General features: G+C 64.1%; 19 protein-coding genes and 2 riboswitches. Of the genes, 13 read left to right on the top strand and 6 right to left on the bottom strand.

Annotation, left to right across the window (positions count from 1 at the left end; translation table 11 throughout):
• Positions 1–118 precede the first annotated feature (118 nt).
• Genes GY791_11160 through GY791_11180 form a run of 5 tightly spaced genes read left to right on the top strand, consistent with a single transcriptional unit; the run spans position 119 to position 2586 of the window.
• Positions 119–487 carry an AtpZ/AtpI family protein gene (locus tag GY791_11160; GenBank protein MCP4328982.1) on the top strand — a complete coding sequence of 123 codons (369 nt, stop codon included), beginning with the start codon at positions 119–121 and terminating at the stop codon, positions 485–487.
• A gap of 2 nt (positions 488–489) precedes the next feature.
• The gene (locus GY791_11165) at positions 490–1272 is read left to right on the top strand and encodes a F0F1 ATP synthase subunit A (GenBank protein MCP4328983.1); all 783 of its coding nucleotides are present in this window, start codon (positions 490–492) and stop codon (positions 1270–1272) included.
• 49 nt (positions 1273–1321) lie between these two features.
• Positions 1322–1546 (top strand): F0F1 ATP synthase subunit C, encoded by a 225-nt coding sequence (locus GY791_11170; protein MCP4328984.1) that lies wholly within the window; start codon positions 1322–1324, stop codon positions 1544–1546.
• A 57-nt stretch (positions 1547–1603) separates the two neighbouring features.
• Complete coding sequence (locus GY791_11175) at positions 1604–2095, top strand: F0F1 ATP synthase subunit B' (GenBank protein ID MCP4328985.1); 492 nt, start codon at positions 1604–1606, stop codon at positions 2093–2095.
• An 8-nt stretch (positions 2096–2103) separates the two neighbouring features.
• On the top strand, positions 2104–2586 hold the full coding sequence (locus tag GY791_11180) for a F0F1 ATP synthase subunit B (protein MCP4328986.1): 483 nt from the start codon (positions 2104–2106) through the stop codon (positions 2584–2586).
• A 181-nt stretch (positions 2587–2767) separates the two neighbouring features.
• Here the strand turns inward: GY791_11180 and gcvP are convergent, their stop codons facing one another.
• From gcvP to gcvT, 3 genes are read right to left on the bottom strand one after another with little or no spacing between them, the layout of a single operon-like run.
• Positions 2768–5620: an aminomethyl-transferring glycine dehydrogenase gene (gcvP, locus tag GY791_11185; GenBank protein MCP4328987.1), complete on the bottom strand. Its 2853-nt coding sequence runs from the start codon at positions 5618–5620 to the stop codon at positions 2768–2770.
• Positions 5621–5677: 57 nt separating this feature from the next.
• Entirely contained in the window at positions 5678–6055 is a 378-nt protein-coding gene (gcvH, locus tag GY791_11190) for a glycine cleavage system protein GcvH (protein ID MCP4328988.1), read from the bottom strand.
• 17 nt (positions 6056–6072) lie between these two features.
• Positions 6073–7185 (bottom strand): glycine cleavage system aminomethyltransferase GcvT, encoded by a 1113-nt coding sequence (gene gcvT, locus GY791_11195; GenBank protein MCP4328989.1) that lies wholly within the window; start codon positions 7183–7185, stop codon positions 6073–6075.
• Between the two features lie 53 nt (positions 7186–7238).
• A riboswitch (glycine riboswitch) is annotated at positions 7239–7344 on the bottom strand.
• A 3-nt stretch (positions 7345–7347) separates the two neighbouring features.
• Positions 7348–7446, bottom strand: a riboswitch (glycine riboswitch).
• Positions 7447–8075: 629 nt separating this feature from the next.
• On the opposite strand from gcvT, the gene ccoN reads away from it, so the two are divergent.
• From ccoN to ccoS, 5 genes are all read left to right on the top strand, one after another.
• Positions 8076–9722 (top strand): cytochrome-c oxidase, cbb3-type subunit I, encoded by a 1647-nt coding sequence (gene ccoN, locus GY791_11200; protein MCP4328990.1) that lies wholly within the window; start codon positions 8076–8078, stop codon positions 9720–9722.
• Between the two features lie 8 nt (positions 9723–9730).
• The gene (ccoO, locus tag GY791_11205; protein MCP4328991.1) at positions 9731–10465 is read left to right on the top strand and encodes a cytochrome-c oxidase, cbb3-type subunit II; all 735 of its coding nucleotides are present in this window, start codon (positions 9731–9733) and stop codon (positions 10463–10465) included.
• Positions 10466–10471: 6 nt separating this feature from the next.
• Complete coding sequence (locus tag GY791_11210) at positions 10472–10642, top strand: cbb3-type cytochrome c oxidase subunit 3 (GenBank protein MCP4328992.1); 171 nt, start codon at positions 10472–10474, stop codon at positions 10640–10642.
• The gene (gene ccoP / locus GY791_11215; protein ID MCP4328993.1) at positions 10633–11496 is read left to right on the top strand and encodes a cytochrome-c oxidase, cbb3-type subunit III; all 864 of its coding nucleotides are present in this window, start codon (positions 10633–10635) and stop codon (positions 11494–11496) included. Before GY791_11210 ends, ccoP begins: the two co-directional genes overlap by 10 nt.
• Positions 11497–11697: 201 nt before the next feature.
• Entirely contained in the window at positions 11698–11871 is a 174-nt protein-coding gene (gene ccoS / locus GY791_11220; protein MCP4328994.1) for a cbb3-type cytochrome oxidase assembly protein CcoS, read from the top strand.
• Positions 11872–11907: 36 nt separating this feature from the next.
• Here the strand turns inward: ccoS and GY791_11225 are convergent, their stop codons facing one another.
• Positions 11908–12693, bottom strand: coding sequence for a DUF2189 domain-containing protein (locus GY791_11225; protein MCP4328995.1), 786 nt, complete (start codon positions 12691–12693; stop codon positions 11908–11910).
• 318 nt (positions 12694–13011) lie between these two features.
• On the opposite strand from GY791_11225, the gene GY791_11230 reads away from it, so the two are divergent.
• Genes GY791_11230 through GY791_11240 form a run of 3 tightly spaced genes read left to right on the top strand, consistent with a single transcriptional unit; the run spans position 13012 to position 19399 of the window.
• On the top strand, positions 13012–13599 hold the full coding sequence (locus GY791_11230) for an RNA polymerase sigma factor (protein MCP4328996.1): 588 nt from the start codon (positions 13012–13014) through the stop codon (positions 13597–13599).
• Positions 13586–16309, top strand: coding sequence for a hypothetical protein (locus tag GY791_11235; protein ID MCP4328997.1), 2724 nt, complete (start codon positions 13586–13588; stop codon positions 16307–16309). Before GY791_11230 ends, GY791_11235 begins: the two co-directional genes overlap by 14 nt.
• 33 nt (positions 16310–16342) lie before the next feature.
• Complete coding sequence (locus tag GY791_11240; protein MCP4328998.1) at positions 16343–19399, top strand: hypothetical protein; 3057 nt, start codon at positions 16343–16345, stop codon at positions 19397–19399.
• 73 nt (positions 19400–19472) lie between these two features.
• On the opposite strand, the gene GY791_11245 is transcribed toward GY791_11240, so the two are convergent.
• Together GY791_11245 and GY791_11250 are read right to left on the bottom strand one after the other, a co-directional pair.
• Positions 19473–19997, bottom strand: coding sequence for a hypothetical protein (locus tag GY791_11245; GenBank protein MCP4328999.1), 525 nt, complete (start codon positions 19995–19997; stop codon positions 19473–19475).
• 35 nt (positions 19998–20032) lie between these two features.
• On the bottom strand, positions 20033–20272 hold the full coding sequence (locus tag GY791_11250; GenBank protein MCP4329000.1) for a CDGSH iron-sulfur domain-containing protein: 240 nt from the start codon (positions 20270–20272) through the stop codon (positions 20033–20035).
• Positions 20273–20290: the final 18 nt, after the last annotated feature.

Genomic DNA, 20290 nt, shown 5'->3' on the forward strand with positions numbered 1-20290 from the left:
AAAGTGTCGCAGGGCAAAACGGGCCCCCGCGCGTGCTTGACAGGGTATGGGGCAAACCGTAAGGTGCGCCCGCTTTTCGCCTGCGCCGCATGCGGCATTAATGGTTCCGGGTGACATCATGACGGAACGCAAGGCTCCCCCGTCCCTCGACGATCTCGGAGCTCGGCTCAAGGCCGCGCGCGAACGTCAGGATGGTGCGGAACCCGCGGCAACGGCGGCGGAAGAAGCCCCGTTCAGCGGGCTCGGCATGGCGGCGCGGATCGGAGTCGAACTGGTCGCTTCGCTGGCCGTCGGTGCGGGGATCGGATGGCTGCTCGACCAGTGGCTGGGCACGGCGCCCTGGTTGATGGTCGTTTTTCTGTTCTTGGGCATGGGCGCCGGAGTTTCCAACGTCTATCGCGCCATGAACCGTTTGGGATCGGCGGTCGGTTACCGCGACGCCGGGGATGACAGTGAAGGCCCGAAATCGGGCTACGACGGGAGTTAGGCATGGCGAGCGCGGAAACCGGGGCGGGCGCCGACCAAGCGGCGGCAGCACACGGTCCCCTCTATCAGTTCGAAATTCAGCCCATCGTGTCGATCGAGATCGCCGGGTTGGACCTTTCGTTTACCAATTCCGCGCTGTTCATGGTCGCCTCGCTGATTACCATCTCGGTATTCCTGACCTATGGCGTCCAGAGCCGCGCGCTGGTGCCCGGCCGGCTGCAATCGATGGCCGAGTTGAGCTACGAATTCGTCGCCAACATGATCCGCGACAATGTCGGCAGCGAGGGACGCCGCTTTTTCCCGGTCATATTCACGCTGTTCATGTTCATCCTGTTCGGCAACATGTTCGGGCTGCTGCCGTACAGCTTTACCTACACCAGCCACATCATCGTCACCGCGGCGCTGGCGTTGGCCGTGTTCTTCGGCGTCACCATGGTCGGGCTGTTCCGCCACGGGCTTCACTTTTTTTCGTTCTTCGTGCCGTCGGGCGTGCCGAAGTTGATGTTGCCGCTGATGGTGCCGATCGAGATCATCTCGTACCTGTCGCGGCCGGTCAGCCTGTCGATCCGGCTGTTCGCCAACATGATGGCCGGCCACACCATGCTCAAGGTCTTCGCCGGTTTCGTCGTACCGTTGGGCGCGGCGACCTTCGGCATCGGCGGATTGGCGCCGATCGTGATGGATATACTGTTGATCGCGTTCGAACTGCTTGTCGCATTCCTGCAGGCCTACGTCTTTACAGTACTGACCTGCCTCTATCTCAACGACGCGATTCACCTCCATTAGGGTCGCGGGACCATTCACATTCTGAGCCTTAAGAAAGGGGACTGAGGAAATGGAACTTGATGCCGCAAAAATGATTGGCGCGGGCCTTGCCGTGATCGGTCTGTCCGGCGTGGGCGCCGGTATTGGGAGCATTTTCGCTTCGCTCATCCAGTCTATCGCGCGCAACCCGTCGGCCCGGCCGCAGGTGTTCCCGCTCGGCATGCTGGGCTTCGCCCTGGTCGAGGCGGTGGCACTCTACGCCCTGCTGATTTCGTTCCTGATCCTGTTCACCTAAGGATCGGGCGCGCCGACGGGCTTCGGCTCGCGGCGCGGCATTCGAAGGACCGCGTCCATGCCCCAACTCGACGCCGCCTCGTTCCCCAGCCAGTTGATCTGGCTCGTGATCACGATCGGCCTGCTCTATGTGATTCTGTCGCGCGTCGCGTTGCCGCGGATTTCGAGCGTGCTCGAAGAGCGTCAGCGGCGCATCAGCGGCGACCTGGAAAAGGCCGAACAGCTCAGGGCCGAAGCCGAGAAGGTGCTCGCCGCCCACGAGGCGGCGATGACCGAGACCCGGGCCAAGGCGCATGCTCTCGTCCGCCAGACCAAGGACGAGATGGCCGCCGAGGCGGCGCGCCGCCAGGAAGAGCTGGCGGCCAAGATCGCCGCCACCACCGGTGAGGCCGAGGCCCGCATCGACAGCGCCCGCAAGGAGGCGGTCGACAATATCCGCCAGGTCGCGGTCGAAGTGGCGCAGGAGGCGACCAAGCGGCTGATCGACGGCGAGGTCGAGAGCGCCGACGCCGAGGCGGCGGTCGACGCGGTGCAGGGAAGCCACAGCTGATGGACGCGTTGCTTCACGATACCAGCTTCTGGGTCGGCGTCGCCTTCGTCATCTTCGTCGTCTTGGCCTGGCGGCCGTTGAGCCGGACGCTCGTCACCGCCCTCGACGAACGCGCCGAGACCATCCGCAACAACATCGACGAAGCGACCCGCCTGCGCGAGGAAGCGCAGGCCCTGCTGGCGAGTTACAAGCGCAAACAGCGGAATGCGGCGCAGGAAGCGGAAGAGATCCTGCGCCATGCACGCAGCGAGGCGGGCCGGCTGAAGGAGCAGGCGATCGCCGATCTCGAAGCCCTGCTCGCGCGGCGCGAGCAGCAGGCGCTCGATCGCATCGCCCAGGCCGAAGCCCAGGCCACCGCGGAGGTGCGCGGGCTCGCCGTCGACCTCGCGGTGGCGGCGACGCGGCGCCTGCTGACCGAGCGCGCCGGCGGCGTGGCGGCGGCCATGCTGATCGACCAATCGATCAAGCAGATCGACGAAAAACTCCACTGATATCGGGCCTGGCGCGGCGCCGGGGCGACTTATGCCGATGCCGCGGCCGATGAATTAGCCAGTCGCGGAGCGCGCATCGGCCGGGCGGCGCTAAACCGAGCGGCTGATCCCGCCACCGACGCCGGGGCGGACCGTCAACACCTTGGTACCGCGCTTGTGGGCCATGCCCGCCCCCGGATGCTTATTCGGCGGCATCCTCATAGGCATCCATCGGCGGGCAAGTGCAGACCAGGTGCCTGTCGCCATAGGCGTTGTCGACGCGGTTGACCGGCGGCCAGTACTTATCGACCCTAAACGCGCCCGGCGGGTAGCACGCCTGCTCACGGCTATAGGGCCGGTCCCAATCGCCAATCAGATCCCCGACGGTGTGCGGCGCGTTCTTCAGCGGGTTGTTGTCCGGGTCGATTCGCTTCTCTTCGATATCGCGGGCTTCTTCGCGAATCGAATGCATGGCCACACAGAAGCGATCGATCTCGGCCCTGGGCTCGCTCTCGGTCGGCTCGACCATCAACGTACCGGCTACCGGCCAGCTCATGGTCGGCGCATGAAAACCGTTATCCATCAGCCGCTTGGCGACGTCGTCGACGGTGACGTTGGCGCTTTCCTGCAGCGGTCTGGTGTCGAGAATACACTCATGAGCCACCCGGCCCTTAGCCGATGTAAAGAGCACGTCGTAATCGTCCTTGAGCCTTGCGGCGATGTAGTTGGCGTTCAGGATGGCGACCTTCGTGGCCTGGGTAAGTCCGGCGCCCCCCATCAGCAGACAATAGGCCCAACTGACCGGCAGGATCGACGCCGATCCGAACGGCGCCGCCGAGACCGGACCAATATCGCCACCGGTTTCCGGATGACCGGGAAGGAACGGCACCAGGTGTTTCTTGACGCCGATCGGCCCCATGCCGGGACCGCCGCCCCCGTGCGGGATGCAGAACGTCTTGTGAAGGTTGAGATGGCTGACGTCACCGCCAATACTGCCGGGACGCGCCAAACCGACCATGGCGTTCATGTTGGCCCCATCGATATAGACCTGGCCGCCATGTTCATGGGTGATATCGCAGACCTCGGTGACGCCCTCCTCGAAGACGCCGTGGGTGGACGGGTAGGTGATCATGCAGGCGGCCAGTTCAGCGCTATGTTCCCTCGCTTTCTCGCGAAAATCCTCGAGGTTGATATCTCCGTTTTCGGCCGATTTTACGGGTACGACTTCCCATCCCGCCATATGGGCCGAGGCCGGGTTGGTGCCATGGGCCGAGGTCGGGATCAGGCAGATGTTGCGGTGCCCTTCGCCCCGCGACTCATGATAGGCGCGGATGGTCAGGAGGCCGGCATATTCGCCCTGGGCGCCCGAATTGGGTTGCTGTGAAATGGCATCGTAGCCGGTGATCTGACAGAGCTTGTCGTTCAGGTCGGCGATCATCTCGGCATAGCCTTGCGCCTGATCGGCCGGCACGAACGGGTGCAAGTCGGCAAATTCCGGCCACGTGACCGGCAACATCTCGATCGTCGCGTTCAGTTTCATCGTGCATGAGCCGAGCGGGATCATCGCCCGGTCAAGCGCCAGATCGCGATCGGCCAAACGGCGCATGTAGCGGGTGATTTCCGCCTCGGCCCGGTTGAGGTGGAAGATCGGATGAGTGAGGTAGGCGCTGTGACGAAGATTCGCTTCCGGCAGCCGATACTCGCGATTGGTCTCGCTGTCGTCCTTCATGTCGCCACCAAAAGCTCGCCAGACGCCCTCGAGCGTCTCCGGGCGGGTCTTTTCATCGAGGCTAATGCCGACGCGCGTTGTGCCGATCTTGCGCAGGTTGACACCGTTGGCGACGGCGGCATTCATGATCACGCCCTGAAGCGCGCCGACATCCACCGTGATGGTGTCGAAAAACACCTCCGGATCGACTTTGTAGCCCAGGCTCTCCAATCCTTTGGCGAGTCGCGCCGTCTTACGATGCACCGACTGGGCGATCGCCTTGATCCCGTCCGGGCCGTGATAAACGGCATACATCGATGCCATTACCGCCAGCAACGCCTGCGCCGTGCACACATTGGAATTGGCTTTCTCGCGTCGGATATGCTGTTCGCGGGTCTGCAGGGCGAGGCGGTAGGCCTTCTTGCCCCGGCTGTCGATCGTCACACCAATAATTCGGCCCGGCATCGAGCGTTTGAACGCATCTTTCGACGCCATGTAGGCTGCATGGGGGCCGCCATAACCGATGGGAACACCGAAGCGCTGGGTCGAGCCGACGGCAATATCGGCACCCATTTCGCCCGGTGATTTGAGCAACGCCAACGCCAACGGATCCGCCACCATAATGGCCAGCGCCTTGGCCCCGTGCAGTTGAGTGATCAAATCAGTAAAATCGCGCACATGGCCGTACGTGCCCGGATACTGGAAGATCGCGCCAAATACCGCATCCGCCTGCAAATTGTCGGGCTGGCCGACAATCACCTCGATTCCCAGCGGCTTGGCGCGGGTTTGAACAACGGCGATGTTCTGGGGATGGCAGTTTTCGTCGACAAAGATGGCATTGCTTGCCGATTTCGAGCTGCGCCGGGCCATCGTCATTGCCTCGGCCGCCGCCGTCGACTCGTCCAAAAGCGACGCATTTGCAATCTCGAGTCCGGTCAGGTCCGAAACCATGGTCTGGAAATTCAACAAGGCCTCGAGCCGGCCCTGTGAAATCTCTGGCTGATAGGGCGTATAGGCCGTGTACCAGGCTGGATTCTCAAAAATGTTGCGCAGTATGACCGGCGGCGTCGTCGTCCCGTAATATCCCTGGCCGATCAGCGAGGTCAGGACCTTGTTCTTTTCGGCGACCTCGCGCATATGGAACAGCGCGTCGCGCTCGGTCATCGCCGGTCCCCAGTCCAGGCGTTCGTCCTGGCGAATCGCCGAAGGCACCGTGTCATCGATCAGCTGGTCGAGCGTTTTGTAGCCGATCACCGTCAGCATATCGGCCATTTCTTGCGGCGACGGCCCGATGTGTCGCCGATTCGCGAAGTCATAGGCCATGTATTCGGTAAGTTTGAAACCCATGTCCGTCCCCTCAGTCGACCCGTGCCCGATAGGCGCCGGTTTGCGGCAAGAAACGCATCAGTCCAGGCCCTCGACGAATTTCTTGTAGGCCGCGGCATCCATCAGCCCCTCGAGTTGGCCGGCGTCGGCGATGCGCAGTTTGACCATCCAGCCCTGTCCTTCGGCGTCGCTGTTGACCGTCGCCGGATCGTCGTCGAGCGCACTGTTGACCTTGACCACCTCTCCGCTGACCGGCGCAAAGATTTCGCTCGCCGCCTTGACCGATTCGATGGTCGCCATGTCGCCGTCTTTTTCGACGGTGCGGCCGACCTCCGGCAGCTCGACATAAACGACGTCGCCGAGTTGTTGCTGGGCATAGTCGGTGATGCCGATCGTGCCGACATCGCCGTCGACGCTGATCCACTCATGTTCCTCCGAGTAGCGTACTTCGCTCATATCAAGCCTCCCTTTCGTTAACCTCGATAATAGTTCGCCGCGACGAACGGCATTTTGACCACCGTTGCCGGGCGCGGCGCACCGCGGACCAACAGGTTGACCGCCGACTCGGGGTCGGAATGCGCGGTCGCGACATAGCCCATCGCGACCGGGCCGCCGACCGTCGGTCCAAAACCGCCGCTGGTAATATGTCCGATCGGGGCACCATCGGAATCGGTTATTTCCGTCCCTTCGCGCGCCGGCGCCCGACCCTCCGGGCGCAACCCGACCCGGCGGCGGTCGACCCCGTTTTCGATCTGCCGGAGAATGATTTCGGCACCTGGAAAGCCACCCTCGACGCGCCGGCGTTTGCCGATCGCCCAGACCAGGCGAGCCTCGACCGGGGTCGTGGTTTCGTCGATATCGTGGCCATAGAGACAGAGGCCCGCCTCGAGGCGCAACGAATCGCGGGCACCGAGCCCAATCGGCGCCACCTCGTCCTCGGCCAGGAGGCGCCGGCCCAGCGCCTCCGCCGCATCGGCGGGAACCGAAACCTCGAAGCCGTCCTCGCCGGTATACCCGGACCGGCTGACGCGGCAGGCAATGCCGGCGACCGGCATTTCCGCCGATTGCATGAACCGGAGTGAATCCGACCCGGCGGCGTGGCGCTGCAGAACCGCCGCCGCTGCCGGGCCCTGAAGCGCCAGCAACGCACGATCGCCGAGCACCTGCAAAGCGGTGCCGGACGGCAGGCCGGCCTGCATGTGGGCAACATCCGCCTCCTTGCACGCGGCGTTGACGACGACAAACAGGTAGTCGCCGGCCTGGGTCACCATGAGGTCGTCGAGAATGCCGCCGGCATCGTTGGTAAACAGGTTGTAACAGATTTCGCCGTTCCCCAACCGCTGCAGGTCGTTGGTTACCAACGTCTCCAGCGCCGCCGCCGGGTTATCGCCGTCGAGCCGGACCTGGCCCATGTGGGAGACGTCGAACAGCCCGGCCTGGGATCGGGTGTGCAGATGCTCGGCGAGAATGCCGCTCGGGTACTGAACCGGCATCTCGTAGCCGGCAAACGGAACCATCTTGCCGCCGAGCTCGACGTGAAGGTCGTAAAGCGGTGTCCGGTTGAGGGATTCGGTCGGTTCGGCCACGGGCGGTCTCCCTTCGGGTCAACGGGCGCCGGCGTCAGCCGACGGTCCGCCCCCTCTGTCCCGTAACCTGAGAGATTCACCGGGCCGCCGTGGTGGCCCTGTGGCTTACCCCTTCGGTGAGGCGCCACCGCGCAACACGCCGACGCCTGCTTTCCAGAGTCGCCTCGCCCTGCGGTCCATTTTGCCTGAGAGTTTCCGGGGCGGTTGCTCCTTCGGCGTCGGCCCGAATGTCCTCGAGCCACCCTCTCCCGCAAGGGTCATCGGTCTTTGCAGCGCGCTCTTGGGCGCGCGCCAGGAGCCTAGCGGGTGGCCGCGGAATGTCAACCCGGTACCGGGGCGGCGGGCGCCGAACCGCGAAGGCGCAGCGCGTTCGGGGTCACGATGATCGACGAAGCCGACATCGCTGTCGCGGCGATCAGGGGGTGGCAAAGCCGAGAACGGCGACCGAGAGCAGCATGATGTTGGCAGCGGCGAAACCGGCGACGGCGAGGCACCGCACCAGGACACGCAATTCGACATCTACGCTCGGATCGTCGGCGCACTGATGTCCAGTTGATATCGGCCGTGACCAAGGGGACGGCTGCGCGCGACGATCTCCTCCCGGCTCAGTGCCTGCGCGTCCATCGCGTTTCGTCCAATCTCTGCCGATCAGCCAGAAAAACGATCTCGGTCAAGGGCATTGTCACCGTCTTCAAGGATGAATGCCCGGTTTTCGGGGTCATCGCGCTTCTGCGTTGGCGGGGGTGGTCTTGTCGCCATAGGACCGGTGATCACAATGTCTGCGCATTCGGCGCCACAGCATCTGCGTTTGCCAGTGTACGGTTGTGTTTTATGATTGCTAGCTGTCAAATAATTCACCGGGCCATGACGGTCGACCTCTTGGAATAGCCATGCTGAACGAACTGACCAAAAACGAACTCTATCTGGGACTCGTCCTGGCCGTAATCGTGGCATTGCTAGGCCTGCTTATCGCATTCGCCGGACAGAATACCCTGCTCGGCGTGCACGGCTGGATTATCCTGGTCTTTGGCCTGATCGCCACTTTCGTGGTCATAGCCGGGTGCGTGGATCATGGTCCCTCTGTCGATCGCCTCGAAGGCCGCAATCTAGAATATTACGACGCCCCGACGCGTGTCGGCATCGTGATTGCCATGATCTGGGCGGTGATCGGGTTTTTTGTCGGCGACTGGGTGGCCTGGTCATTGGCCTATCCGGACTTCAATCTGGACCAGTCCTGGAGCAATTTCGGACGACTTCGGCCGGTCCATACGTCGGCGGTGATTTTCGGCTTCGGCGGCAACGCGCTCATCGCGACCTCGCTCCACGTCGTGCAGCGCACGTCGCGGGCCCGACTGCCCGATTCACTCAGTCCGTGGATTGTTTTCGCCGGATACAACCTGTTTTGCATCCTGGCGGCCACCGGCTACCTGATGGGCATTACCCAATCCAAGGAATACGCGGAGCCGGAATGGTATGCCGATATCCTGCTGACCGTCGTCTGGGTCGTCTATTTCGTCCTCTACCTGAGAACGCTCGCGCGGCGGTCGGAACCGCACATCTATGTCGCGAATTGGTACTACCTCGCCTTCATACTTGTGGTGGCGATGCTGCACATCGTCAACAACCTGGCAATTCCCGTTTCTCTGGGCCATGCCAAGAGCTATTCCCTATTCGCCGGAGTTCAGGATGCGATGACCCAGTGGTGGTACGGGCACAATGCCGTCGCGTTCTTCCTGACCGCCGGATTCCTGGGCATGATGTACTACTTCCTGCCGGTCAAGGCGCAGCGGCCGATCTATTCCTACCGCATGTCGATCGTGAGCTTTTGGGGAATCACGTTTCTCTATATGTGGGCCGGCTCACACCACCTCCATTACACGGCGCTGCCTGACTGGGTTCAGACCCTCGGCATGTCCTTTTCCATCATGTTGCTGGTGCCGTCTTGGGCCTCCGCGGCGAATGCCCTGCTGACCCTCAACGGGGCCTGGCGTCGAGTACGGGACGACGCGGCGCTGCGGTTCATGATGGTTGCGGCGGCCTTCTACGGCCTGTCCACTTTCGAGGGCTCGTTCATGGCGATCCGGCCGGTGAATTCGCTGTCCCACTATACCGACTGGACCGTCGGTCATGTGCATGCCGGCGCGCTCGGCTGGGTCGCGTTCATAACCTTTGGTGCGATCTACACGTTGGTGCCGTGGCTGTGGAAACGGCCCGGCATGTATTCCAATCGCCTCGTCGAGGTGCATTTCTGGTTCGCCCTCATCGGCACCGTCATCTACGTCATCGCGATGTGGAATTCTGGGATCATCCAGGGCCTCATGTGGCGCACCTATAACGAGTTCGGCACATTGGAGTATTCGTTCCTCGATTCGCTGGAAGCCATGCACCCCTACTACGTGGCCCGTGCGATCGGTGGGTTGTTCTTCCTCGCTGGCGGCGTGGTTGCGTTCTACAACATATACAAGACCATCTCGACGATCGGCCCGGAAACCAAGGCCGGCGACCAGCCGCTCCCGACCTCGCAGCCGGCGGAGTGAGATCGGGCATGCTGGACAAACACAAGAGTGTCGAGCGCCATTCCCTGGCTTTGGTCCTGATGATCATTGTCGTCGCGTCCATCGGCGGAATTGTTGAGATTGCCCCGCTGTTCACGATCGACAAGACCGTCGAGGATGTCGAGGGCATCCGGCCCTACACGCCGCTCGAACTCGCTGGCCGAAACATCTACATCCGCGAGGGATGCTACGCCTGTCACTCGCAGATGATTCGCACCTTGCGCGACGAAGTCGAACGCTACGGCCACTACAGCCTCGCCGCCGAATCGCAATACGACCATCCGATGCTGTGGGGCTCGAAGCGAACCGGACCCGATCTCGCCCGCGTCGGCGGCAAGTATTCCGACGCCTGGCATGTCGCCCACCTCACGCGTTCCCGTGACGTGGTGCCGCAATCTAACATGCCGAATTACAGGTTTCTCGCCGGCACCCCGCTGCGCACCGATGACTTGAACCTGCACCTCGAGGCGCTACGCGCCGTGGGCGTGCCCTATACCGATGAGCAAATCGCGGCGGCGGCGGCCGATGCGCGCGGTCAGGCCGATCCCGACAGCGAGGCTGCGGACGGCGTCATCGAAAGGTATGGAGACCGGGTCGCAGTCCGCGATTTCGGTGGCGATGGCGCCAAGGTTTCCGAGATGGACGCCCTCGTCGCCTACCTGCAAATGCTGGGAACCTTGGTCGATTTCGAGAGCACCCAGAGTGCGAACATGGGCGCGAACTGAGCGATGATCGATTTCTCTTATGATTCGCTCGCCTATTTCGCCAAGTCGTGGGGCCTGTTCTACTTCATCGCGTTTTCGATTGCGGTCCTGGTCTACGTCCTGTGGCCATCGAACAAGAAGACGTTTGATCGCGCGGCCAATCAGATCCTGGACGACGAGGACAAACCATGTCGGTAGGCGAACGCGACCCCCATACCGGGATCCATACGACGGGCCATGAATGGAGCGGCATAAAGGAGCTGGACACGCCGATCCCGCGGATCGTCTTCGCCTGTTATGCCGTTGTTTTCATCGTCGCTCTCGTGATGTGGGTGCTTCTCCCGGCGTGGCCGCTGGTCAACTCCTACACATCCGGGCTGATGGGGTTCTCACAACGCGATTACGTTCGGGGCCAATTGGCCGACGCGGATCTACGCCGCGCGGAATGGTCGGATCGGATTGCCGCAATGGACTTCGGCGAATTGGCGGCCGATCCGGAAGCCCGTACCGTCGCGATCGAAACCGGAGAAAGCCTGTTCATCGACAACTGCGCCGTCTGCCATGGCCGGGATGGAAGGGGCGGTCCTGGATTTCCGGACCTGACCGACGGGGCGTGGCTGTGGGGCGGCACGCCGGAAGACATCCACGAAACCCTCCGCGTCGGCATCAACTCCGGCCATGACGAGACCCGATTCGGGCAAATGCCGGCCTTTGGCAGGGATGAGATGCTCGAACGCGACGAAATCCGATTGCTTGCCACCTACGTTCAGCACCTGTCCGGTTTGGAAGAGGCGGACGGCGATACCGTGGCGCAGGGCGAAGTGCTCTTCGCCGACAACTGCGCGAGCTGTCACGGCGAGGATGCCCGCGGCGGAATCGAATTCGGCGCACCCGATCTCACCGACGGCTACTGGATATACGGCGGCGACCGCGAAACCATCTACGAGAGCCTATTTCGTGGCCGACAGGGGCATATGCCGCACTGGAGCGGACGTCTCAGCCCGGTCCAGCTCAGGGTGCTGTCGCTCTACGTCGATAGCCTGAATCAGTAGTGTCATGAACAGACGGGTAAACCTGCCCGTTCGGTTCTGGGTTGTCGGAGGCGCGTTGTTGATCCTCGCGCTCATCCTCGGCGCCAATGCCCATCTCCTCTACGTCGCCGTTTCGAGCGCGCCGGATTGCGCCGACGAAGCCGTAAAGGTTGACCGCGACGGTGCCGCGCAGACGCTGCAGCCGGCCAAGAAAGCCTGCTGATGAACGCCCTTCTTTACCTCATCCCCATTTCGATCGTACTCGGCGGGGTCGCCCTGTGCGCCTTCCTGTGGAGCCTGAAAGACGGCCAATACGACGACCTCGACGGCGCCGCCAATCGAATATTGACCGACGACGACCGGCCACTGCCCCGGAATACCAATAAGAACACGTAGCGGCCTGCGGATCGGGCCGGCCCAGGACCTGAAAAGTCAATCCAGCCGGGAGGTGTCGCAGGTTTCCCGATAGGCATGCCAAGTCGCATGGCCCAAGAGAGGGAATACGATGATAATCAGCACCAATCCCGAGAGCAGGGTCAAGACTCCGAGCGCGACCACAATGGCGCCCCACGGCAGCAAGATCCGGAGTTGGTGCCACACCGTGTTCATGCTGACGGCCATCGCCGTAAAGGCATCGGTCTTTCGATCGTAGAGCATCGGAATGCCAAAGACGCTGATCGAGAAGGCGAAGGCGGCAAACAGCCCGCCGACCGCCGATCCGACTATGAACAAAGCCCATCCTTCCGGTGTGCCAAAGATGAACGGCAAGATCTGATCGAGCCCGTCGAACGGCCTCAGGCCAAAGAAAAGGGCATAGAGGATTACCGCCGCCCGGATCCAAAGCATGACGAGCAAACAAAGCAGAACGCCGGCCAGGAGGATTTGCGTTGTCGACCGCGCGTGGAAGAACAGCATCGAGGACAGCGTCACCGGTTCTTGGTTCTCGATACGGCGGCTTTTTTCGTAGAGGCCAATCGCCAGGATTGGCCCGATGACCAGGAACCCGGCCAGGGCCGGAAAGAGATAGGCGCTCAGATCAAGAAGGATGAGGCCCAGGATGAGCGCCCAGCTGACGGCAAAGACTATTACTCCGTAGACCAGGCTTGGGAGCGGGTTCGTCCACAGGTCTTTCCACCCCGCTTTGAGCCACCCCACCGCCGCCGTGCCCTCGAGTGGGGCGACGGTATCTTTGCCCGGCACTATGTCGGAATGAGACATTTGCAAACTCGTCTTCCACGCTAACCTGGCCGCATTATACCACGCCGGAACCGATCGCCCATCGTCTATGCTCGACTTTGGATGACCGATCGCATGGTCGTCGACCGATAAGCTTTCGGACCATAACCCGATCGCCGGCAGATCTGAGATTAATTCTCGAACGTCGGCCGCGGGAGCGGTATTCGCGCTGCCGTCTGAAACTTTTTTTCGCCATCTGTGTACCGTTGAGTCATGAGCGGAATTTCTTCTTCTCAACGCATGATCGGGCTGGTGGCTGTACAATCGAACGATCCCTCAATCGAAGAGCGGCGGCGGCAGGTGATTGATCTCGAATCGCGAACTTGGCTGAGCCGCCATTGCCGCGGTGACACCGGCGCGTTCCCCGCCCTCCTCGAAGCCTATCGGCGGCCGGTTTTCGGCTATCTGGTGCGGAGCGGCGTGGCGGCGGCGGATCGCGAGGATATCTTCCAGAGCATCTTCCTCAAGGTCCATGCGGCGGCCAAGTCCTACGATCCGGCGCGACCCCTGAAACCGTGGCTGTTCACCATCGTGGCCAATACGGTGCGCAATCATTTTCGCAGCCGGCCGGCCCATCTGGTCGCCGTGACCGGCGGCGACCCGCCGGAAACGACGGATCCCAACCCGGGCCCGGAACAAGTCGCCGAAGCGCGCGAAACGCTGGCGTGGCTCGAACAGGCGCTGCTCGCCCTGCCGCCGGCGCAACGCGAGGTGCTGCTGCTCGCCACCGTCATCGGCCTGCCCCAGCAAGAGATCGCCGAGGCATTGCACCTGCCGCTCAACACCGTCAAGACGCACCTGCGCCGCGCCCGCCTCGCGCTGGCCGCCGGCCGAGCCGAACGCGAGGCAACGGACGGGTGCCATGGAGATACCGATGAAGCGCTGTGACCTTGTTCGACAGAGGCTGGCGGAGGACGGGGCCGCCATTGCCGAAATGGATATCGAAATCCGGCACCACCTCGAAACCTGTCACGACTGCACCCGGTTCGCCGCCGAGCTGAAGCGTCTCGAGGCGGAATTGAACGACCTTTCCTGCCCCGACGCGCCGGACGAGCTGGTCGCCGCGACCCTGGAGGCGGTGCGGCGGACGGCAGGCGCTGAAAGCGACACGACGTGGAGCGGCGGGCGCGGTCGTTACGTTGCCGGCGGCCTGGCCGCCGCCGTGGTCATCGCGGCGAGTGTGGCCCTGACCCTCAACATCATGGAATCGACGGCGCCGTATCGAGCGGCCGACCGAGAATACGCCGACGCCGGTGGTGGGCTGGGCGCGAGCGAGGAGCAGGTCGCAACCGGGCTTTACCGACCGCAGCCGCCGGCGGAGTCGCAAAGCGCGGCCGAGCCGCCGCGTTCCGACCTGGAGATTGCCGGCGCGATCGATGAATCCTCGCGGGTGACGGGCCAGCGGGAGAATGTCGCCGGTAGCGAGAACGAAGAATTCGAGATCGCCGAGTTGGCCGGGAACGAGGGCCTGTTCGGCGACCTGCGGTCGCGAGCGGCAGGCCAATCGTTGCTCGCCGAATCGGAGATCATCGCCCAACTCAAGAACCAACGGCGCGACGCCGATTCCTCCGACGATTTCGCCAAGGAAAATCGTCGCGGTGGTGGCGAGAAGGATGTCGTGGCCACACTCGAACGTGGACTGGTCCCCGAGACCTCGGCGCCGGTGGGCAAGGCGAAAGGCGACCGCCGGTATCACGGCGCGCCGGCCGCTCCCCCCGCCCAGGCAAGCAAGCAGGAGAGCCGGTCGGCGTCCGAGTTCGGCAGCGAACTCTACGACACGCCCGGGGACGACGTCTTTGCCGCCGGCGCCGGCTCGGTTACCGGGCCCGCCGACGAGAAGAAGGCAGCGACCAAATCGCTCGACAAGGGCCGGGCGGAAAACGTGCCGGATGCAGATCCCGTGATCGCCGGTGACGCCGGCGTGGCGGGAGGTCTATCGGGTAACGCGAACGCACCGCTCGGCGGCCTCGTCCAATCGGAAGAGAACAAGCGGCGCGCCGTCGACATCCTTTCCACTTCGGATCGGACGCGGCAACCGGCGGATGATTTCCTCACATCCTACCGCGCGCTCGATGGCCTGACCTTCCAGGAGCCAACCGGCTATTGGGCCAACACCTATATCCCGGGCGATCCCGAGATGCGCCTGCTGCAGGCTCGGCTGGCGGCGTGGAACCGCGCGGCGCTGGGCTCCGACGTTCGACTCGAACAGGCGGTGCATCCCATCGAGCAGCCGTTCGACGCCCCGCGTGATGCGGCGCTGGCGGTGTATCTCGACGCCGACACCGCCGCCATCGAGGGCGAGACCCGGCTGCGCATCCAGGTTGGCCTCAAGGGCGCCGAGCGCCAGGGCGGGCACCGGCCGGCGATGAACATCGGCGTCGTCCTCGATCTGCTGTCCGGTGCCGACGGCGACATGGCGACCCGGATCCGCGCCCTGATGACGGCGCTCGAGCGCATGGACCAGCCCGGTGACCGCTTTTCGCTGACCGTCGCCGGGCCGTCCGGCGGCCGGTTGATCGCACCCGATCAGTTCAAGCACGGCCCCTTGCAGATCACCCTCGACCGGTTATTCGACAGCGATGCGGCAGGCGGTGGTCAGAATGTCGAATTACTGGACGCGGTAGCGCGGGCCGCGGACGGCGTGCGCCAGGGCGACGATCCCAACGCCATCCTCGGCTCGAGCCTGGTGCTGCTGGTCACCGGCGACTCGCTCGATGACGACATCGACATGCTGGAACGGCTCGCCCACCGCAATGCGATCGGCGGTGTGCCGTTGAGCGTGGTGAGCCTGGGAACGCAGGCGGAGCTGGCGAATATCGACCGCCTGGTCGCGGCCGGCCAGGGCAGCCGGCGGATTCTGGCCTCACCGGCCGAGGCGATGGCGCTCGTCGACCGCGAATTGCACGCCGCGAGCGGCGCCGTGGCGCGCGCGGTCCGGCTTCGCATTCGGCTCGCCGCGGGGGTCAGGCTGATCGACGTCTTGGGCTCGCGGCCGCTCGGCGAGCCGCACGCCGAACGCGTACGCGAGGCCGAACAGGCGATCGACCAGCGGCTGGCCCGCAACCTCGGCATCGAAGCCGATCGCGGCGACGACGAGGAGGGCATCCAAATCGTGATCCCGAACTTCTTTGCCGGCGATTCCCATGTCGTCCTGCTCGACGTGGTTGCCGACGGGCCCGGACCGGTCGCCGAGGTGACGGTGCGCTATAAGGACGTGATCGGTTTGCGCAACGGGATCACGCGCGCCAGCCTCGCAATCGGCGGCGGCCAGCGGGCGGACGGCTTGTTGGAGCGCAATGTCCTCAAGAACTTGGTCGCCTGGGAAATTGCCCGAGGGCTGCGCGAAACCGGCCGGGATCTCGGCGATTTGCCGCGGGCGATCGCGCGGCTGGCCGACCTGCGCGATCTGGTCGCCGGGCTGCGGCTCGCCGTCGTCGGCTGGTCGGGCGACCCCGACCTGGCCGCCGACGAGGCCATGCTCGGGACGTATCTGGCGGTCCTCGGCTCATCCGCCATGGCCGATACGGTTCACCGTCACCACCTAGCCGAATCCCTGCGCTACGCGGCCTTCCGCAAGCTCCAGGTCGCGGCCCGCTAATTACCGACCCGTACTGTCGAAAGGCTCCGAACCATGCGACGTCTGCTCTTTCTGCTTGCCTTGATTCTGGTTTCACCGGCCACCGCCGAGGAACTCGGCCCGCGGTCGACGGGTGAGGTCCGGGTACCGTTGGCCGATTACACGGCGATGATCGAACGGCTGGCCCGGGAACCGCGCCGCGCTCCCGCCGCCTACGCCATCGGTCGGTCGAACGTCGTCGTCGACGTGGCCGACCGCGAAGACCGTTTCACCGCCACCGTCACCGTCACCGTCGCGATCGAAACCTTCGAGGACGAATGGACCCTGGTGCCCATCCTGCCCCACGGCGCGGCGCTCACGCGGGCCGTCGTCGATGGCGGTCCGGCGCAGCTCGTGGATGCCCCCGACGGGATCGCCTGGAGCACGGACCGCGCCGGCACTGTCACGATGGAACTGACCTATGGCGTCGACGCCCGCAGCTACGCCGGCGGCTATGTCCTGTCCCTGGCCGTGCCCCGCGCGGCGGCGACGACTTTCAGCGCGACCTTGCCAGACACCGCCGGCGACGTCGCGGTGGTGCCGTCGGCGGAGCTGCAGCGCAGCGACGTTGCCGGAGCCACGCGGGTGACCGCGGCGGTGCCGGCGACATCCTCGATCCTGGTCTCGTGGCGCGCCCCAAGCGGCCGTGCGTTCGCCATCAGCCGTGCCGATTACAGCGGCGTGCTGCGCGATATGGCCGTGGTCTGGAGCGGCCGGTTCGAGGTCGAAATCTTCGGCGACGAACGGATCACCCTGCCGGTCATTCCGAACAGCGTTACCATCAACGACCTGCGGATCGACGGCGAGACCGCGACCGTGCTCGATGAGGACGGAAACTTCGCGACCCTGGTCGAGGGACCGGGGAAGCATCAAGTCGAGGTCGCGTTTCAGGTGCCCGTCGTCGGCGACACCGGCCCGCCGCAGGCCCGCTTACGAATTCCTCGTATTCCGGTTTCCCGGTTCGAGCTCGTGCTGCCGGGACGGAAAGAGGTGCGCGTGGCCCCGGGTGCCGACGTGGTGACGGTCGAAGGCGAAGACACGACGACCGCGACGGCATTCATCCCGATGAGCGACAGCGTGGTCTTCACCTGGACCGAGGCGGTGCCGCAAAACCTGCGCGGCCAGGTGCGGGCGAATGCCAGCATCTATCACGCCATCCACGCCGAAGAGGGCGTCCTGCACGCCGCGGGCACGATCGTCTACGAAATCACCCATGGCGAGACCAATCGGCTCGAACTGGAAATCCCGAACGATGCCCAGGTCAACCGCATCGCCTCGCCATCGGGCGGGGTCTCGGACTGGGCGGTGGCGCTGGGGGAGGAAGCGGGCCGCAAGAAGGTCAGCGTCTTCCTCGAACGCCCGGTAAGCGGCGAATACGTGCTTGCGATTGCCTATGAGCGCCTGCTCGGTTCGGATGCGGAGGCGCTCGCCTCCATCGTTGTTCCCTTGCTCAGCGCCGACAGCGTCCAGCGCCAACGCGGCATGGTCGCGCTGCTGTCCGGGCCCGAACTCACGCTGCGGCCGGAATCCGACGACGGGCTGTCGAAGGTCGGCGAGAACCAGTTGCCGGCCTTCATCCGCAACCAGATCGCGATGACAGTCGCCCATACGTTCAAATATATCGATCCGACGCCCACGCTGGTCGTCGCCGCGGCGGCGCCGGAGCGCAAGCAAGGCAGGTTCAACGCCCAGGTCGACACCCTGATCTCGCTGGGCGACGTCACCATGAAGGGCTCAGCGACGGTCGAGATCGACATCAAATCCGGCACCATCGTCGATCTCCGCCTGAGCGCGCCGCAGAGCGTCAATGTGCTGGCGGTGTCCGGCCCATCGCTCAGGACGCACCTGGTCCGCGAGGTCGATGGCGGCCAGGCCATCGAGTTGGAGTTCACCCGCGAAATGGAGGGGCAGTTCCGCGTCGAGGTGGCCTACGAGAAAATCATGGATGCCGGCGCCGGCGAATCGACCGTCCCGACCATTTCGGTCGTCGGCGCCGAAGTCGAGCACGGCCGCATCGCCGTCGAGGCGCTGACCGCGGTCGAGGTCAGCACCGCCGCGGTCGAACGGCTGTCGAACCTGGACATCAACGAATTGCCGCAGCAATTGGTGCTCAAGACGACCAATCCGATCCTGCTCGCCTTTCGCTACGTCAACGCCAGGCCGCCATTCCGCCTCGCGCTGAGGATCACCCGGCACAATGAAATCGATGTGCAGGTCGCCGCCATAGAGCGGGCCGACTACCGATCCCTCTTGACCCGCGACGGGCTGGCGGTGACGACGGCGCGGCTCATCGTGCGCAACAGCCGGCGCCAGTTTCTGCGTCTCGACCTGCCGCCGAATTCCGAAATCTGGTCGGTCTTCGTCGACGACAAAGCCGAGAAGCCGGCCTATGCCGGCGGCGGCACCAACGGCGACGGGTCGGCCGTCCTCGTCAAACTGATCAACTCCGCCAAGGGATTTCCAATCGACCTCGTCTACGCGACCCCGGCCGATCCGATTCGCCATATCGGCACAGTCTCGAGCGTGCTGCCGCGGCCCGACATGGTCGTCACCCATAGCCGCTGGGACGTCTTCCTCCCCGACGGTCCCGCCTATCTGACCCCCGACAGCACGATGGATCTGGTCGTCGGCGGCGTACCGGTCAACCCGAGCGCCGCCGGCGGCGTCATCTTGGCGCGGGCGGCCGACGCCTATCAGACGGAGATGGGGCAACCGCTCAGGATCACGGTGCCGACCCGCGGCATCCAGTTTGCCTTCGAGAAGCTTTATGCCAGCCAGTCGCCCGAGCCGGCGGCGTTCTCGATTCGCTATGTTTCCGAGAATACCAACAAGGTCGCCATCGCGCTGAGCGCCGTCGGCGTGATCATGCTGTGGATTGGCATCGTCGCGCTTGCCGGCCGCCGATTGCCGCTGTCGAGATACGGCACAATCGCCGTGCTTGCCGGCGGCCTCGCCCTGCTTGTCCTGACCACCGGCTACCTCGGCGCGAGCCCGATCATCGCCGCGGCCCTGGCCCTCGTTGTCGCCGCCGGGCTGGGCTTGTGGGCCGGCGCCGAGCGCTGGCGCGCATGATGCGCTGCCACCGCCTCACGATCGTCGAAGAAGCGCCGCGGCACGGATGCCGCCGTGATCACCGGCAGGCAGGCTAGTCCGGCCGCAGGTCCCGGCTGACGGCGAGGTCGTGCTCGCTCATCTGAAACCCGGCCCAGATGCGATAGGCGCCGCCGCTCTGGCCCTTGAGGAACTGATATTTCTGCCAGATGCCTTCGCTCTCGGTAACCGGCTCGCCGACCGACCCGAGATCCATTTCGACCTCGAAGACTTCCTTGCTGAGCACGGTTCCGCGGACATCGGTGATGGCGATGAAATACGCGAACTCCGCCACACCGGTCTTGTTCGCCGCGCCGCGCCGCGCCGTAATATCGAGGTCCATGTTGACCTCGAGTTCGGTCAGCAGGTCGTCGACATAGCCGCACTGAAGACCGGTGACTTTCATCTTGGCCTGGTAGTCGAGATTGCTGACGTTGGCCGGCCCGCCCGGCGCGAAGCGCACCAATTCGCCGGTCCGGTCGAGGACCAGGGGACGCGGACAGGTACTGGTGGGTTCGATGCAGGACGCCAACACCAGGGCCGTCGCCAGCAGCGCGGCGGGCATCCGCCACCGTTTCACCGACGCCTTATATCCAGAACAATTCATCGATCGAACTACAGCCTGCCGTGGGTTCCGTCGCAGAAGGGCTTGTTGGCCGTATGCTTGCAGCCGCACAGATACACCTCGCCATCCTTTTCCGCGGTAAAGACGACCGGCGTCAGGTCGGTGACCTTGTGCGAACCATCGCAGAACGGCTGGGTGCTGCTGAGGCCGCAGGCGCACCAGGCGTATTTCTTGCCGGCCTCGACCGTGGCGGGATAAGGCTCCTTCTGGGGGGAAACGGGTTCCGTCATCGATCGCCTCTTTGCCTC

The sequence above is a fragment of the Alphaproteobacteria bacterium genome (genome assembly GCA_024244705.1).
GTDB lineage: Bacteria > Pseudomonadota > Alphaproteobacteria > JAAEOK01 > JAAEOK01 > JAAEOK01.

Coding starts and splice junctions, on each gene's coding strand:
- GY791_11225 (MCP4328995.1), bottom strand. CDS start 12,693: ATGTCTCATTCCGACATAGTGCCGGGCAAAGATACCGTCGCCCCACTC.
- ccoO (MCP4328991.1), top strand. CDS start 9,731: ATGCTGGACAAACACAAGAGTGTCGAGCGCCATTCCCTGGCTTTGGTC.
- ccoN (MCP4328990.1), top strand. CDS start 8,076: ATGCTGAACGAACTGACCAAAAACGAACTCTATCTGGGACTCGTCCTG.
- GY791_11170 (MCP4328984.1), top strand. CDS start 1,322: ATGGAACTTGATGCCGCAAAAATGATTGGCGCGGGCCTTGCCGTGATC.
- ccoS (MCP4328994.1), top strand. CDS start 11,698: ATGAACGCCCTTCTTTACCTCATCCCCATTTCGATCGTACTCGGCGGG.
- GY791_11235 (MCP4328997.1), top strand. CDS start 13,586: ATGAAGCGCTGTGACCTTGTTCGACAGAGGCTGGCGGAGGACGGGGCC.
- gcvP (MCP4328987.1), bottom strand. CDS start 5,620: ATGGGTTTCAAACTTACCGAATACATGGCCTATGACTTCGCGAATCGG.
- GY791_11240 (MCP4328998.1), top strand. CDS start 16,343: ATGCGACGTCTGCTCTTTCTGCTTGCCTTGATTCTGGTTTCACCGGCC.
- GY791_11160 (MCP4328982.1), top strand. CDS start 119: ATGACGGAACGCAAGGCTCCCCCGTCCCTCGACGATCTCGGAGCTCGG.
- ccoP (MCP4328993.1), top strand. CDS start 10,633: ATGTCGGTAGGCGAACGCGACCCCCATACCGGGATCCATACGACGGGC.
- GY791_11250 (MCP4329000.1), bottom strand. CDS start 20,272: ATGACGGAACCCGTTTCCCCCCAGAAGGAGCCTTATCCCGCCACGGTC.
- GY791_11165 (MCP4328983.1), top strand. CDS start 490: ATGGCGAGCGCGGAAACCGGGGCGGGCGCCGACCAAGCGGCGGCAGCA.
- gcvH (MCP4328988.1), bottom strand. CDS start 6,055: ATGAGCGAAGTACGCTACTCGGAGGAACATGAGTGGATCAGCGTCGAC.
- GY791_11175 (MCP4328985.1), top strand. CDS start 1,604: ATGCCCCAACTCGACGCCGCCTCGTTCCCCAGCCAGTTGATCTGGCTC.